Source organism: Paenibacillus sp. J31TS4 (assembly GCF_018403265.1).
In the GTDB taxonomy this organism is placed as follows: domain Bacteria; phylum Bacillota; class Bacilli; order Paenibacillales; family NBRC-103111; genus J31TS4.
In genome coordinates, this window is the sequence record NZ_BOSI01000001.1 from 791,930 (window position 1) to 805,926 (window position 13,997).

Sequence of the window (13,997 nt, forward strand, 5' to 3'; positions counted from 1 at the left end):
CCGGCGCAGCGCCGGATTAGCCAGGCAGGGAAGTGCAGTTCCTTCACGGATACCGCCTTCGCAGCTTCATTATACCAAATTTTACGCATTGGGTACCATTCTTTTTTCATCCCGTTCGCCTTATAGCGACACGTCTCCCGAAAACACGCGCACCCTTTCGCCTTCCCGAGTGCGAACCAAGAGCGCTCCCGATTCGTCCAGCGCTTCGGCCGTTCCATCCACGGACCCTGTGGGCGTTTGAACGCGCACATGTCGCCCCAATGTGACGCTGAGCGCTTCCCACAGCGTCCGAATCGGGCCGAAGCCTTCCCGGAGATAGAGGTCGTACAGCTCCTCGAACTGCTCCAGGAACCGGCATACCAGCTGAACCCTGTCGACGGCCGCTCCCGATTCGATTCGGAGCGAGGTCGCCCTCTCCTTGAGCTCGTCCGGGTAATCGGCCTCCGTCAAATTGGCATCGATGCCGATGCCGAACACGACATGCGTCAGCCGGTTGTCCTCCGCGCCCGATTCCAGCAGGATGCCGCTGAACTTCTTCCCCCGGGCCAGCAGATCGTTCGGCCATTTGATCCCGGCTTCCACCCCGGTCTCTCTGCGAATCGTCCGGCACAGTGCGACGGCCGTAAGCAGCGTCAGCTGGGACGTGCAGGCCAGCGGAATCGCCGGCTTCAGAACGAAGCTCATCCACACGCCTTTCCCCTTGGGGGAATGCCAATGGCGGCCCATCCTTCCGCGCCCATCGGTCTGCTCCTCGGCGAGAACGAGCGTCCCCTCGGGACAGCCTTGACGGACTAGCTCATGGATGTGAGTTTGGGTCGAGCCTACCTGCTCCAGCAGCTTCAGCGAGCGGCCGATCGTCTTCGTCCGCAGACAGGCGGCCAGCTCGGCGGCGCTCATCCTGGACGGTTCTCCTGTTAGACGGTAGCCCCGTCTCGGCGCCGAATCGAACTCGTAGCCGTCCTTGCGCAAATTCTGCATTTGTTTCCAGACTGCCGTGCGCGAGCAGCCGAGCAGCCTGCTCAGCTCTTCTCCGGACCAATAGCGGCCGGGCTCCTCCTGCAGCAGCGTTAGCAATCGTTCTTTCATCGTGTCCTCACTCTTCGTCATATGTTTTGGCACGGCTGAGAAGCGCCTCCGTCTCGTTGGGAACGGTACCTATCGCCGCTTCCTCCAGCAGCCTCGCCATGCATGCCGCCAGCCAGGGACCGGCCGGCCGGTCCAAACTCCGGATCAGATCGGTACCTTTGACGGCCAGCGCTTTGCGGTCGCGCACCGGCATTTCCTCAAGCCAGGCTCGTCCGTTCTCTACTAGCGTTCGAGCCGTATGCTGCCCGAGCCGCTCAAGAGGCTCCGCTTCTCCCCCTGCTTCCCCGTCTCCAGCGACTGCCGTAATCGCCTCGCTCCATTCCAGCCAGTCTCGAGCCGTTTGCTCGCCATGGGACAAAACCATGCGCTTCCACAGCCGTTCCAGCCGACCGTTCGCTCCCTGCCCGGCCGTCCCATCCTGCCGGACGGCAACGGCGAGATCCCTTTCCAGCCGGAGGATGCCAACAATGCTCTCGATCAGCTTGCCGGGAAACGTCAAGGCCGCGAGCTCGTCCTTCAGTAGGTCGAGCGGGGTTTGCATCCAACGCATCAGCAACGCCCAGCGAAGCTCGGGTCGGATAAGAAGGGGAAGGGCGCTCAGTTCGGCGGGCATCGCCTCCTTGCCCGTCCAGCTGGCCGAGATCGCAAGCGTCGTCTCCCGCTTGAGGTGATGCAGCAGCCGGCTCTCTGCAAGCAACTCCGTCCCCCGGTACGGATCCGGTCCTCCCATCAGCTTGTTCCACTCCGTGAATACGCGTTCGATGGCGACATGCCGCAGCAGCTCCCGGTTGGTGAGAAGCGCCTGCCACGTCTCTTCTTCGACGCGAAACCCCAGATTGGAGGCGAACCGGATGCAGCGGATCATTCGAAGGGCGTCCTCCCGGAACCGCTCCTCCGGCCTGCCTACGCAGCGAAGCACCCCGGCCCTAAGATCGGCTTCGCCGCCGAACGGGTCGATCCGCTCACCATCTCGGTTCAACGCGATGGCGTTAATGGTGAAATCCCGCCGTTTCAAATCCTCCTCGAGGCTGGTGACGAACGCAACTTCCTTTGGCCGGCGATGGTCCTCGTAGTCCGACTCCGTCCGGAACGTCGTGACCTCATAGGGCACCCGTTCCAACATCACGGTGACGGTCCCGTGCTGCAGGCCTGTCGGAATTGTATGCTCGAACAAAGCAACCACCTCGGACGGCTTGGCCGAGGTGGCGATATCGATATCATGGGTCGGCTTCCCGAGCAGCGAGTCGCGGACATAGCCGCCCACGATATAGGCTTCATAGCCGTGCTCCTCCAGCCGCCGGAGCAGGGAGGCGGCCCGCTCCTCTACATGCAGGTTCATCGGTGCTGACCCTCTTCCTTGGCAGCCGCTCCACTGGAATCCGGCGGGAAGCCGGGACACGGCCGTCCCAGCACACGGCTGTAGATTTGCTCGTACTCACGACGGATACGGTCTCCGCCGAACCTCTCGCGGGCCCGCACGAGACAGGCTTCGCGCATCGCTTCGTGCAGCGTGTCGTCCTCCAGCAGGCGCAAGGCAGCGTCGGCCATGCCCTCCGTATCTCCGATTGGCCGCAAATAGCCGGTCTCCCCGTCTGCGACAAGCTCGGGAATGCCGCCCGCATCGGAACCGACCGTCGGCACTCCGCAGGCCATCGCCTCGAGCGCCACCAGGCCGAAGCTTTCCTTCTCGGAGGGCAGAAGGAGGACGTCGGCGAGCGAAATCACTTCGGCGACATCGGCCTGCTTGCCCCAGATCACCACCTGGTCGGAGAGTCCGAGCTCGCGCACCTTGTTGATCGCTTTGTTCAGCTCGGGCCCCTCTCCGACCAGAAGAAGACGGGCTTTCCGCTTCTGCTGGACGCGGGCGAAGATATCGATGACGTCCATTACGCGCTTCACCGGACGGAAGTTCGAAATGTGGAGCAGCAGCTTTTCGTCGTCGCCGGCAATCTCCCGCCTGCGGGCCGTCACGTCGCGCGGATAATAGACACGGGCATCGACGAAGTTGTAGGTCAGCTCGATGGGACGCTCGATCGCAAGCGTCTGCCTCGTCTCGGCGATCAAATCCTCCGATACCGCCGTCACCGCATCGCTGCCTTGAATCGCGAACTGGATCAAGTCGCGCAGCGACCCGTCCCGGCCCAGCACTGTGATATCGGTGCCGTGCAGCGTCGTCACGATTTTGAGATGCTCGCCTACCATCTGCTTGGCCAAGAGCGCGCATACCGCATGCGGGATGGCGTAATGAACGTGCAGAAGATCCAGCTTTTCCCGCTTCGCTACCTGAGCAAGCTTGCTAGCCAGCGATAGATCGTACGGAGGGTAGCGGAAGACATAGTAATCGCTAACCTCCACCTCATGATAAAAAATGTTCTTATCAAAGCTCCCGAGCCGGAAGGGCAGGCTGTTCGTAATGAAGTGCACCTCGTGCCCCTGTTCAGCCAGCAGCTTGCCCAGCTCGGTTGCTACCACGCCGGAGCCCCCGAGCGTAGGGTAACAAGTAATCCCGATCTTAAGCCGGTCTTTGCCCATCTGCTTCCTCCTTGCTGCGGCTAGAGAGCCGCCGGTCTATTCCGAACGGGCGAAGACATCCACTAGATGAGGCAGCTGGGTCACGAAGCCCTCCGCATACCGGATCAGCCGCCTCTGTCCCAGAACACGGTCACGAGCGGCCACGTTGTCGAGATAGCCCTGATTGAGAGGGGTCTTCACGCCCGTGCCGCCTGCTACGAATTGGGAGCCGTACGCCCGTAGCGTCTCCATCTTGGTCTCGTATACATCGGTGACGTCAACCATCAGGTCCGGCTCTGCCGTATCGTTAATGAAATAAAAAACCAGATCCTCCACCTGAACGGGCGGAGAGTCGGGCAGGTACTGCTTCAGCTTGGCGTTGAACACGGCTTCGCGAACCATCTTGCTGCACTGTACATGGTCCGGATGCCGATCCTCCCAATAGGGAGCAAAAACCAGGCGGGGCCGGTAACGCCGGATCGCCCGGACGATGGGGTCGATGTGGACTCGGTCCATCGTCAGACCGCGGTCTGGAAGACCGAGATTGCTTCTGTCCGCCAGTCCGAGGAGACGGGCCGCCTCCTGCGCTTCCCGTCTTCGCGATTCCACCGTTCCGTTCGAGGACATTTCCGCGTTGGTCAGGTCACAGATGCCAACCTTGAGCCCTCGCCGGGTATGCTTGACGATCGTCCCGCCCATTCCGATCTCCGCATCGTCAGGATGCGCGCCGAAGACAAGAATATCGAGCGCCGTCATTTGGCATCTCCCGGCTTGTACTTATGGACAAGCTCTCTCCAGGCGAAATCCCCACGGTCCACCGCCTTCACCAGCAGCTCGGCGGAAGCGACGTTCGTCGCGACCGGCACGCCCTGGACGTCGCACAAGCGCAGAAGCGCCGTAATGTCAGGTTCGTGCGGCTGGGCCATGAGCGGATCCCGCAGAAAAATGAGCAGATCCAGCACATTCGTAGCGACGAGCGCCCCGATCTGCTGATCGCCGCCAAGCGGACCCGACATGAATCGCTCCACTTGAAGGCCTGTCGCATCCATAATTTTCAGCCCGGTTGTTCCGGTCGCGTACAGCTGATGCTTGGCGAATACATGCTTGTAGGCGATGGCGAAATTCACCATCTCGTCTTTTTTGCGGTCATGAGCGATCAGTGCGATTTGCAAACTCACTGCCTGTCCCTTCTTTCCTTGTCAGAATCCTGCTGCCCGCGTATGCGTATGTGCGTCTAAGCGCGCGCTAGTCAAGAAAATGCTCGAAGCCGTATACCATGCCGGTCGTCTGCATGACCTTTTTCACGGACAAATTCACACCCGGCATGTACCCGGCACGGTCGTAGGAATCGTGACGGATTTTGAGCGTCTGTCCATACCCGCCGAAAATGACCTCCTGCTGCGCAAAAACGCCTGGCAGACGCACGCTGTGAATGCGGAATCCTTCGTAGTATCCGCCGCGGCTGCCTTCGATCGTTTCCTTCTCGTTCGGATTGCCCTGCCGCAGCTCCTGGCGGTTCGCAGCGATCATCTCCGCCGTCTTGACCGACGTGCCCGACGGGGCGTCCAGCTTCTGGTCTCCATGATATTCAATGATTTCCACATGCGGCATATAGCTTGCAGCCTGCGCTGCGAATTTCATCATCAGAATCGCGCCGATCGAGAAATTGGGGGCGATCAGCCCGCCGATACCGGCTTCCCGGCATCGTCTGTCCAGGTCCTCGATCTGCTCGGGCGTGAAGCCGGTCGTTCCGACGACCGGCCGGACGCCATGGCGAATCGCGAGCTCGGTATTCGCCATCACGGAGTGCGGCGTCGTGAAGTCAACGAGAACGTCCGGCTTGCTCTCTACGAGCGCGAGCTCCAGGTCCGTCGTAAGGGGAACTCCGCAGGTCTCCTTGCCCACCATGCTACCTGCATCCATGCCGCTGGTGGAATGCGCGACTGCGGCTGCCAGACGAAGCTCCGGGTCCTCAAGGACCATCTTGACGACCTCGCGTCCCATCCTGCCGCTTGCGCCTGCTACTGCTACTTTTATTGGTTCCGACATGTGATTCATCCTTTCGTTGCTGTTGGTAAAAAGGAAGGATGGTCAGCGTCCGATACGGAACGCCTTCCATAGCCGGACAGCGTCAGGATGCCGCGGATCGAGCCGAAGGGCTTCCCGGATCGTGCGCTGGGCCTCTTCTGTCTGCCCGTTCTCCTTATAGGCTAGGCCGAGGAGCACGTAGCCGTCGACAAAGAGCGGGTCAAGCTCCAGCGCTCTCTTAAGCGCCGGGATCGCACGCCGTTCTGCATCTCCCGTTTCTATCGCCTCTTTGGCTTCCTGCGCGAGCACACGCGCCGTGATCCTGGCCAGATGGAGACGATAGGTCTCGTTATCCGGATCCAGGCGGCACGCGGACTCGGCCTGCCCCCTGGCCGGCTCCAGCCGTCCGCTTCTCGCAAGCGTAATGGACAGCCGGTACCGGTAATCCGCGTTGTTGGGATCGGCCTTCAGCGCGGCTTCGAACCAGGCGACAGCCCGTTCGTAATCCCCGTCCAAGATGGCCTCGTAGGCTTTTTGGACCGCTTCCTGTCCGCCGCTCTCCTTCATCGCTTCCCATCCCTTCCGGCTAGAGATGGTACAGCATATGTCTATTCCGTCTGTTCGGTGTTATCGATTCTTGTCCACCGGTCGGCGTCGCGGGTTTGGAACTTGTTCATGACAGCGTCATGTGCGGCCGTCAGATCGATGTTCATCGAATTGGCGAAGCAGATGAGAATGAACAGCAAATCGCCGAGTTCATTCTCGATGGAGTTCTCCTCTTCGGTCGGCTTTTTGGGCTTCTCCCCGAATTGGTGATTCACTTCCCGCGCCAGCTCCCCCACCTCCTCGGAGAGACGGGCCAGCATCGAGAGAGGACTGAAGTAACCTTCCTTGAACTGAGATATGTATTGATCGACTTCCCGTTGCATGTCCTGCAAAGTCTTGTCCGCCATGGGCGAAACCTCCTTCCGTTCGCGCGGGTTGCGCTTCCTGCTGCCAGCTAGAATCCATGTTACCCGATCGCCAAACGGAAAACAAATGCTTTTTGCGGCTCAAACGGGAAAGCGGGTATACTGAGAAGGAACCGATCCTGACTAATTATTCCATACCGCGCACCTCGCCCGGACGAGGCGTCCTGCGCTTCTACGGAGGAGTGTTCATGATGAAGAAACCGTCCGCCGATCTCATTCGCAGTCTGCTTCTCACCCTTGCGGGAACGGCCATCTATGCGTTCGCTCTTCAATATTTTGTCATCCCCAACGAGCTGATGGAGGGCGGGCTTACAGGGGTGGCACTTTTGGCCAAATATGCCGCCAACATTCCTCCCTCTTTGACGACGCTCGTGCTAAACATTCCGTTGTTCGTGCTCGGCTACAGGGTTTTTGGCAAGCAGGCGATGGCCTTCACGATCCTCGGCACCCTTTCCCTCTCCTTATTCCTGTGGGTCATGGAGACGATCCTTGAGCTCGGGTGGATATCGCCCTTCCGGGGACACGATTACTTCCTCGTGACGCTGTACGCCGGGGTATCGCTCGGAACCGGCCTCGGTCTCGTCTTCCGCGGCGGAGCGACGACGGGCGGCGTCGATATTCTGGCCCGTTATCTCAATAAAAAGAGAGGGATGAGCATGGGCCAGGTCATCCTCTCGATCGACGTGCTGGTGATCGGATCTTCCCTTTTCTATATCTCGCAGGAAAAAGTGCTGTACACGATGGTCGTCGTGTTCATCGCCTCCCGGCTGATCGATTACATAACGGAAGGGGCTTACGCGGCCAAATCCTTCACGATCGTCACCGCACAACACCACACGCTGGCCGAAGCGATCACGAACGAAATGGAGCGCGGCGTCACCATTCTGACGGGCAGGGGCGCTTACTCCAAGGAAGAAAAGGATGTGCTCTACTGCGTCGTCGCCCGCGCAGAGGTCAGGAGGCTGACGGCCTTCATCAAGGCGGCCGACCCTTCCGCCTTCATCATCATTTCCGATGTTCACGACGTTCTTGGGGAAGGCTTCAAGACCGACTAATCGCCTGCCGAGACGAGCAAGCTCCCTAACGGAACGTCCGCCGGGAGCTTGTTTGCTTTGCTTACAGGCCGCCCTTGTTGCGAGGGACGCGAGCGATGCTTTTGTCCGAATGAAACATCTTCCAGGCGACGAAGCTCAGCACGGCTATGATGAAGCTTCCCATGAACAGCGTCCAGAGGATGGGCGTGTCGCCTCCCTGGACAGGCAAATACGCGGTTTTGTCCCGCTGCCGGTGAAAAATCTCGCGGAACTCCTGCTCCAGAGCCGCCGCTGTCTTCTGGATGTCTTCGTAATTCGTAGGTGCTGGCTTAAGCAGCTTGTTCAAATGGGTGAACAAGGAATCAAGCTTTTCCACATCCGCCGGCTCCCGGCTGACATAGAGAGAGGGCCGGATCATCCGGTACTTTTGTTCAGCCGACGCCGCCGCCGCGATCGCCTCTCTTTCCAGCTTTTGCGCCGCCGCCGATTTGAGCTGTCGGAGTGCTTCCATCTGGCCTCCTTCGAATTGGAGCCACATCGGGGACTGCTTATGCGTCAGCGCATCCGTGATGAGCCGCAGCTTGACGGCCGCTACCCCCGCGTCCTCTCCGGAGAACCGGACTGCCTGGAAGACGCGCTTGCTCTCCTCAACCGTATCCGTCAGCGCCTTCATGCCCTCCAGTGTCGTCAAGCCCGTATAGGAGATACCGGTCACTTGTTCCTCCAACCGGTCAAGCGTCTGCTTGGCCGCTTCTATGTCGCCTGCAGCCGTTGCCTGGTACAGCTCTTCCGCTGTTCCGCCAAGCCGCTCCAGTTTTGTCCATTCCGCCGAATCCTGTCCGGCCGTCTCGCGCCGAATCGGATCGTTCTCCATCGTCCCGCATCCCGCCAGGAATGCGACGATCAGGACTGCAACCAGTCCACCCAGCAGGCCGTGCCTTGTCACCAACATGGGACATCCCTCCTACCAACATGGTATGGAGGGATGTCCCACTTTAGAACCGATTTGAGGGTCTGTGCGTAGCCGTCTTTTTCTGTGCCGCTTTCCCGTATGTGACAACCAGAATCAGCAGACTGATGACGCTGAGTGTCCAGGTGAACGCTTCGATCGTTCCCAGATCGTCCCACAGCACCCGCGACAGATACGGATAGATCTCTTCCCGGTAATCGAAATAATCGCTTGCGAACAGCCAGATGGCCGATACACCGATTCCGGTCCACGTCAACCGGAAGAAGCCGACGTAAAGCAGTGCTTCGACCGCCATGCCGACATGCGAGGTCATCAGCATGTAGTCCTGCCAGACGAACGGGACGCCATGCGCATTCTCAGCGAGGATCATCGTCACCGCCCAGACGCCGTATTTGAACGAGGCGGCTACCGCCAACGCTTCCCAGATGCTCCGGAGTCTGGATTGTTGACGGGTGCCTCCCCGCTTGACGGCATCCCGAAGCAGATACCCGACCGCGATCGTAAAAAACAAACTGGCTGTTGGACTGTCGGGCACGAGAATTGTCAGCCAGATCGGCTTGGTTGCTACCGTGTCCTCCAGCTGCCCTGCATACCAGTAATAACCGTAGATGGTCCCGACCAAGTTGATCCAGAACAAGCTCCACAAAGCAAATGGAGCCTGCAGCAAGGAACGGATCCACCACCATGCATTGCCGTTTGCCTTCACGCCATTTTGCCTCCTCATTTCCATTAGCAAGCCCGAAAGCTCCAAAAAAAAGCCCGACCACTCGGTCGAGGGTCAGGCTTTCGTTTCGTTATTGGGCTTTTTTCTGCTTCGCCAGCCAATCGGCCAGCTTATCCAGATCGGCATCTGACAGGCCTTGAGCCTTGCTTGCATCATACTGACCAGGCGGCATCGAGCCGACCCCGTTCTTCATGATAGCCAGCAGACCGGCTTTGTCATGCTTGTCGCCCACTCCGCGCAGTGCCGGAATCTTCGCGGCTGCCTGCCCTTTCAGGTCAGCACCGTGACAGGAGACGCAAGTCGACTTCTGGTAGATCTGCGCTGCTGGATCGGATTCGTCCACAATCGCAGCCACCTGAGTCGTCTTGCCTGCCGACGGAGCCGGCTGCCCGGACTTCTTCGCGGCCTGGCGTTCTTCCTCGGCCTTGATATGCTCCGGAATTGTTCCGGTCGCTTCCAGCTCCTTGGTGTAGTGATGCCAGGAGAAGACCGTCAGATAAATGACAGAAATCAAGGACAGGAACATCAGAGCAGATGCAATCGGACGACGGTAGAACCGTCTTTCCTTACCGGTGTCCAGGAACGGCGCGAGGAGCAGGCCCCCGAACAGAAGACCCGGGAAGACCAGCGTTCCGATGACGACGTACTGATCGGACGCGTAAGGATACTTGAGCAGCTGGTACATGAACAGGAAGTACCAGTCCGGCATTGGAATAAACGAAGTATTCGTCGGATCGGCCGGATAGCCGAGTGGTGCAGGATCGGACATGACGAGAACCAGAACCCCGACCAGGGCGACGACCGCTACCATCCATTCTTTCAAGAGGAAGTTCGGGATGAATACTTCGGATTTGCCCGGATATGCGGCGTAGTCATAGGCAACAGGCTTGTTCGATCGCTTGATGACGCGCGAGTCGCCGACGTAGACTATTTTTTCGTTGGACTTGGGACCGTGGGCCACGTTTTCCCCCTCCTTCTCTTATAGCGGACCTGCAATTCCCTGCTTCCGGATCATGTAGAAGTGTCCACCCAGCAATGCCAGGAGAACCGCAGGGAGAAAGAATACGTGTAGAGCAAAGAATCTTGTCAAGGTCTGGGCGCCGACAATATCGCCGCCTTGCAGGAAGGTCTGTATATACCCGCCTAAGTAAGGCACCGAAGCGGCAATCTTGATGCCGACCTGGGTAGCAAAGTAGGCTTTGTTATCCCAAGGGAGCAGGTACCCGGTGAATCCAAGGCCCAGCATGACGAAGAAAATCAACATACCCACTACCCAGTTCATCTCGCGGGGTGCCTTGTAAGAGCCCGTGAAGAAAACTCTGAGCGTATGTAGGAACATCATGACGATTACCAAGCTAGCACCCCAGTGGTGCATCCCCCGTACGATTACCCCGAACGCGACTTTGTGCTGGAGGTAGTCGACGCTCTTATACGCGTTGATAATATCCGGTACGTAGTACATAGTCAGGAACATTCCGGATAAAATCTGGATCAGCGTAATGAAGAATGTCAAGCCGCCGAAGCAGTACACAAAAGCGGAAAAGTGGTGAGCCGGGTTAACGTGCTCGGGAACCTCGTGGTCCGCGACGTCCCTCCACATTGGGGTAATGTCAAGGCGTTCGTCTATCCAGTTGTAAACACCTTTCATCATTGTAGAGCACGCCTCCTTATTTCACAATCGAATTCGCATGCAGTTCACCCAAGTAGACGAAACCGTTCTCGATCTTTACGTCATACTCGTCAAGCGGCGCAGGCGCTACAGCCAGGTTCTTGCCTTCCTTGGTGTAGTGGGCGCCGTGGCACGGACAGAAATACTGATCCTTGTAAGATGGGTTATTGTTCCAGTTAACGGTGCAACCCAGGTGCTTACAGGTTGGGTTCAGCGCGAAAATCTTCCCGCTGCTGTCCTTGGCAATCCACGCTTCCAGCTCCGGATCGCTCTCGTACCAGCCATCGACCTGATGAACCTGGAATTTGAAGGACTTCGGCTCAGCCGTAATCTTGCTCTCCTCCACGACCTTTACCCAGTCGGAAGCGCTCTTAGGCTGGAGAACCGGATCAACGGCAAACCGCACCATAGGAACGATGACACCGGCAGCCAAAAAACCAGTGGTTCCGCCGAGCGTGTACGCCAGGAACTGGCGGCGCGACATCTCCCGCTTAGCGCCGGGCTTCCGTTCGGAATGCGAATGGCTTGTGTTCTCGCTCATGTACTTGTTCTACCCCCTTTAACCATATATGTCACGTCGCATTCGACAAGGCATTACATAATATTCTAGGACATAACTATAATAGCCTACGCCCATGGGGGCGTCAAGAATGGCAATGGAAGGGCATACGGCCGTTTCCGACCCTTTCGCGAAAGATTTAACGAATTTGTCACAACTTCCATGACAATAGCGTGTCCATCCCTGGACAAATCATGCACTTTCTGTCACGCGCTTATGCTTCCACCTGTTCTTCCGCCTCTTGCTGGGACTCCCGCCATAGCTCCTCGACGAGAGAGCGGACATGCTCGCGTCCTTTGGCCGCTGTAGCCGGTGTCAGCACGAGATCCGCCTCGTCGAACGCCAGCTCCTCGATGAGCGGGCTTGCGGTGATCAGGATCACGTGCCGGAAGCCGGTTTGCTTCAGATTGCGGCAAATCAAATTGACCTGCTGCTGGAACGCTTCTCCGATCGCGGCATAGTGAAGTGCCGGGTAGGTTACCATCCTCCCCTTGTACGCTGTCTCGAGCCCGATCATTTGCTCGCCCAGTTCCTCCAGCGCTTTGGTCGCCTGCCAGGGCGACTGTTTTCCGGTCATCCCCGTGACCGGCAGCAGGCACGTATCGAGGTACGGCATCAAGCTTTCCCAGTCTTCTTTTGAAATATCGCTGAATTTCATATACGTCCGTTCCCCTCTCTAAATTCTCTCCCCTTGGCCACATAGTTGTCCGTCGTGCGCTTCAGTCTCGCCAGATCCGCCTCGGTCAGCTCCCTGACCACCCGGGCTGGGGAGCCCATGGCCAATGTGTACGGCGGGATGGTCTTGTTCTCCGTGACAATGGAGCCGGCTGCGATCAAGGCATATTCACCGATCGAAGCGCCGTTCAGGACAATCGCTCCCATCCCGATCAGCGAGCCTCTGCCGATCGTGCAGCCATGAATAATGGCCCCATGTCCGACGGAGACATCCGGTCCTACGAGGAGCGGCTGATCCGTATTCACATGCCCGATGCAGCCGTCCTGAATGTTGGAGCGCGCGCCGATCCAGATAGGAGCCAGATCGCCTCGCAGCACGGCATTGTACCAGATGGAGCAGTCCTCCTCCATCGTGACATCCCCGATCAATTGAACGCCCTCTGCCTGAAAGACAGAGGGATGAAGGGACGGGGTGATTCCGCGGTAAGGAATATGCATGGTGGCACCTCCGATAGCTTGTTCTGTGGGCGATTGTAGCAATGCGGCTATAGCTTGTCAATCGAGAGCTCGATGCCCTTCTCTTCCTCGGGTACATAAATCCCCCGTATGACCACGCGGCCGAGAGGCGTGATGCACGCCACCTCTCCATGTCCCTCGTCCTGGCCGAGCCGCAAGAGTCCGAGATGCAGCAGATTCGCCAAAATCCGCTGCCGCAAAATGGACGAAGGCGCATCGTAATAGTAAGGCTTGATGAGTGGCAGCAGCACCTGCTCCAGCGAGTCGACCGTTACCCAGTCGCCGGCAAGCTGTTCAATCCAATGGACGATCGCTTGTAAGTTGGGGATCGGCCCTTTGTACAGCTTGAGCCAGAATTCATACAGCTCCTTGACCCGGTCCGCCGGTGCGGCCGTCGCCGCGGCTTGTCCCGCCGGGGTTAGCGTCAGCTCCGGTCCCGTCTCCTCGAGCAGGCCCGAGAAGTAGCAGAAGTCGTAGAGCAGGGAGAACCGGTCCGGGTATTCTTTGTACCGGCGGCCGTAGCCGAACCGCCAGGCTGTTCGACCGATCATCTCCTCGGGCACCGCGAGACCGTCGAGCAGCTGCTGCAGATTCTTCTTATATAAATAGCCGTCGGCAGACAGCGGAAGCGGCTGCTTTCCCACTGTCCGAAGGAATGCCTGAAGATCGGCAGACAGCAGTGTCTGCTCGTCCCGATAGACAGCCGGTTCCCGGCCGGTCGCGACCAGGGAGGTGCCGAAGCGCTTCGCCATCGCTTCCCGAAAGCGTCTCTTCAAATCTTCCGGAACGAGGAACAGATAGCGCGTATGCTGGGAATGCCCGTTGAACAGCCAGCCGCGGCGCTTGAATTGCGCGATCAGCTCCCTCGGGTTCCATTCTGCCCTTTCCTCAGGGTCGAACTTGGTTTGATTGGCTCTTGCCATTAGTTCTTCCAGACTGAATTTGTTCCGCCGGTCGAACAGCAGCGAATTCAGAAACCGGATATCCTCTGTCTGCAAGCCGCCGATCTGCTCCTCGAACAGTTCGCGCTTGCCGATTACGGACAGTATCGATTGAATGAGCTGATGCTTCGAGTTCGAACTGCAGTCGCAGTCGTATGTCTTGGCAATGCGGCACAAGTCCTGGATATCGGCGTAGGCCAGCATCTCTGCCAGGTTCATAAGTCGTCCCTCCGGTTCCTATCGTGTTACGTTTAGTATGAACCGGAATTAGCAGGATATTCCTTTACCTCTGAATGGCCGAAATGCGAAAGAA

17 protein-coding genes are annotated in these 13,997 nt (G+C 58.4%); 1 reads left to right on the forward strand and 16 read right to left on the reverse strand.

Annotated features, from left to right (window positions below):
* Nucleotides 1–120: 120 nt before the first annotated feature.
* From KJS47_RS03505 to KJS47_RS03540, 8 genes are all read right to left on the reverse strand, one after another.
* Complete coding sequence (locus tag KJS47_RS03505) at nt 121–1,086, reverse strand: biotin--[acetyl-CoA-carboxylase] ligase (protein WP_213522816.1); 966 nt, start codon at nt 1,084–1,086, stop codon at nt 121–123.
* 7 nt (nt 1,087–1,093) lie between these two features.
* Entirely contained in the window at nt 1,094–2,425 is a 1,332-nt protein-coding gene (locus tag KJS47_RS03510) for a CCA tRNA nucleotidyltransferase (RefSeq protein ID WP_213522817.1), read from the reverse strand.
* Complete coding sequence (gene bshA, locus KJS47_RS03515) at nt 2,422–3,618, reverse strand: N-acetyl-alpha-D-glucosaminyl L-malate synthase BshA (RefSeq protein WP_213522819.1); 1,197 nt, start codon at nt 3,616–3,618, stop codon at nt 2,422–2,424. Before bshA ends, KJS47_RS03510 begins: the two co-directional genes overlap by 4 nt.
* A gap of 36 nt (nt 3,619–3,654) precedes the next feature.
* A complete protein-coding gene (gene bshB1, locus KJS47_RS03520) occupies nt 3,655–4,353 on the reverse strand; it encodes a bacillithiol biosynthesis deacetylase BshB1 (protein WP_213522821.1) in 699 nt (232 codons plus the stop codon).
* Nucleotides 4,350–4,775: a methylglyoxal synthase gene (gene mgsA, locus KJS47_RS03525; RefSeq protein ID WP_213522823.1), complete on the reverse strand. Its 426-nt coding sequence runs from the start codon at nt 4,773–4,775 to the stop codon at nt 4,350–4,352. The genes bshB1 and mgsA overlap by 4 nt, the downstream gene beginning before the upstream one ends.
* A 67-nt stretch (nt 4,776–4,842) precedes the next feature.
* Nucleotides 4,843–5,646, reverse strand: coding sequence for a 4-hydroxy-tetrahydrodipicolinate reductase (dapB, locus tag KJS47_RS03530; RefSeq protein ID WP_213522825.1), 804 nt, complete (start codon nt 5,644–5,646; stop codon nt 4,843–4,845).
* Nucleotides 5,647–5,688: 42 nt separating this feature from the next.
* Nucleotides 5,689–6,192 (reverse strand): tetratricopeptide repeat protein, encoded by a 504-nt coding sequence (locus KJS47_RS03535; RefSeq protein ID WP_213522827.1) that lies wholly within the window; start codon nt 6,190–6,192, stop codon nt 5,689–5,691.
* Nucleotides 6,193–6,233: 41 nt separating this feature from the next.
* Entirely contained in the window at nt 6,234–6,578 is a 345-nt protein-coding gene (locus KJS47_RS03540) for a nucleotide pyrophosphohydrolase (RefSeq protein ID WP_213522829.1), read from the reverse strand.
* Between the two features lie 206 nt (nt 6,579–6,784).
* Between KJS47_RS03540 and KJS47_RS03545 the strand changes: the two genes are divergently transcribed.
* Complete coding sequence (locus tag KJS47_RS03545; protein WP_213522831.1) at nt 6,785–7,651, forward strand: YitT family protein; 867 nt, start codon at nt 6,785–6,787, stop codon at nt 7,649–7,651.
* Nucleotides 7,652–7,712: 61 nt separating this feature from the next.
* Here the strand turns inward: KJS47_RS03545 and KJS47_RS03550 are convergent, their stop codons facing one another.
* The 8 genes from KJS47_RS03550 to KJS47_RS03585 form a co-directional block, all read right to left on the reverse strand.
* Nucleotides 7,713–8,582, reverse strand: a complete 870-nt coding sequence (locus KJS47_RS03550) for a sporulation protein YpjB (RefSeq protein ID WP_213522834.1) — start codon at nt 8,580–8,582, stop codon at nt 7,713–7,715.
* 43 nt (nt 8,583–8,625) lie between these two features.
* Nucleotides 8,626–9,306 (reverse strand): DUF1405 domain-containing protein, encoded by a 681-nt coding sequence (locus tag KJS47_RS03555; protein WP_249716086.1) that lies wholly within the window; start codon nt 9,304–9,306, stop codon nt 8,626–8,628.
* 88 nt (nt 9,307–9,394) lie between these two features.
* Nucleotides 9,395–10,285, reverse strand: coding sequence for a c-type cytochrome (locus tag KJS47_RS03560; RefSeq protein WP_213522836.1), 891 nt, complete (start codon nt 10,283–10,285; stop codon nt 9,395–9,397).
* Nucleotides 10,286–10,303: 18 nt separating this feature from the next.
* Nucleotides 10,304–10,975, reverse strand: coding sequence for a menaquinol-cytochrome c reductase cytochrome b subunit (gene qcrB / locus KJS47_RS03565; protein ID WP_213522838.1), 672 nt, complete (start codon nt 10,973–10,975; stop codon nt 10,304–10,306).
* Between the two features lie 16 nt (nt 10,976–10,991).
* On the reverse strand, nt 10,992–11,534 hold the full coding sequence (locus tag KJS47_RS03570) for a Rieske (2Fe-2S) protein (protein WP_213522840.1): 543 nt from the start codon (nt 11,532–11,534) through the stop codon (nt 10,992–10,994).
* A 232-nt stretch (nt 11,535–11,766) separates the two neighbouring features.
* Complete coding sequence (locus KJS47_RS03575) at nt 11,767–12,210, reverse strand: DUF2487 family protein (protein ID WP_213522842.1); 444 nt, start codon at nt 12,208–12,210, stop codon at nt 11,767–11,769.
* Complete coding sequence (locus KJS47_RS03580) at nt 12,207–12,725, reverse strand: gamma carbonic anhydrase family protein (protein WP_213522844.1); 519 nt, start codon at nt 12,723–12,725, stop codon at nt 12,207–12,209. Before KJS47_RS03580 ends, KJS47_RS03575 begins: the two co-directional genes overlap by 4 nt.
* 47 nt (nt 12,726–12,772) lie before the next feature.
* Nucleotides 12,773–13,903, reverse strand: a complete 1,131-nt coding sequence (locus KJS47_RS03585; protein ID WP_213522846.1) for a hypothetical protein — start codon at nt 13,901–13,903, stop codon at nt 12,773–12,775.
* Nucleotides 13,904–13,997 lie beyond the last annotated feature (94 nt).

What these genes read in the sequence shown, in the direction of transcription:
- KJS47_RS03535 (WP_213522827.1), bottom strand. Translation starts at nt 6,192, where the DNA reads ATGAAGGAGAGCGGCGGACAGGAAGCGGTCCAAAAAGCCTACGAGGCC.
- bshB1 (WP_213522821.1), bottom strand. Translation starts at nt 4,353, where the DNA reads ATGACGGCGCTCGATATTCTTGTCTTCGGCGCGCATCCTGACGATGCG.
- KJS47_RS03580 (WP_213522844.1), bottom strand. Translation starts at nt 12,725, where the DNA reads ATGCATATTCCTTACCGCGGAATCACCCCGTCCCTTCATCCCTCTGTC.
- KJS47_RS03510 (WP_213522817.1), bottom strand. Translation starts at nt 2,425, where the DNA reads ATGAACCTGCATGTAGAGGAGCGGGCCGCCTCCCTGCTCCGGCGGCTG.
- KJS47_RS03545 (WP_213522831.1), top strand. Translation starts at nt 6,785, where the DNA reads ATGATGAAGAAACCGTCCGCCGATCTCATTCGCAGTCTGCTTCTCACC.
- KJS47_RS03550 (WP_213522834.1), bottom strand. Translation starts at nt 8,582, where the DNA reads ATGTTGGTGACAAGGCACGGCCTGCTGGGTGGACTGGTTGCAGTCCTG.
- KJS47_RS03570 (WP_213522840.1), bottom strand. Translation starts at nt 11,534, where the DNA reads ATGAGCGAGAACACAAGCCATTCGCATTCCGAACGGAAGCCCGGCGCT.
- KJS47_RS03505 (WP_213522816.1), bottom strand. Translation starts at nt 1,086, where the DNA reads ATGAAAGAACGATTGCTAACGCTGCTGCAGGAGGAGCCCGGCCGCTAT.
- qcrB (WP_213522838.1), bottom strand. Translation starts at nt 10,975, where the DNA reads ATGATGAAAGGTGTTTACAACTGGATAGACGAACGCCTTGACATTACC.
- KJS47_RS03540 (WP_213522829.1), bottom strand. Translation starts at nt 6,578, where the DNA reads ATGGCGGACAAGACTTTGCAGGACATGCAACGGGAAGTCGATCAATAC.
- KJS47_RS03575 (WP_213522842.1), bottom strand. Translation starts at nt 12,210, where the DNA reads ATGAAATTCAGCGATATTTCAAAAGAAGACTGGGAAAGCTTGATGCCG.
- KJS47_RS03585 (WP_213522846.1), bottom strand. Translation starts at nt 13,903, where the DNA reads ATGAACCTGGCAGAGATGCTGGCCTACGCCGATATCCAGGACTTGTGC.
- bshA (WP_213522819.1), bottom strand. Translation starts at nt 3,618, where the DNA reads ATGGGCAAAGACCGGCTTAAGATCGGGATTACTTGTTACCCTACGCTC.
- dapB (WP_213522825.1), bottom strand. Translation starts at nt 5,646, where the DNA reads ATGTCGGAACCAATAAAAGTAGCAGTAGCAGGCGCAAGCGGCAGGATG.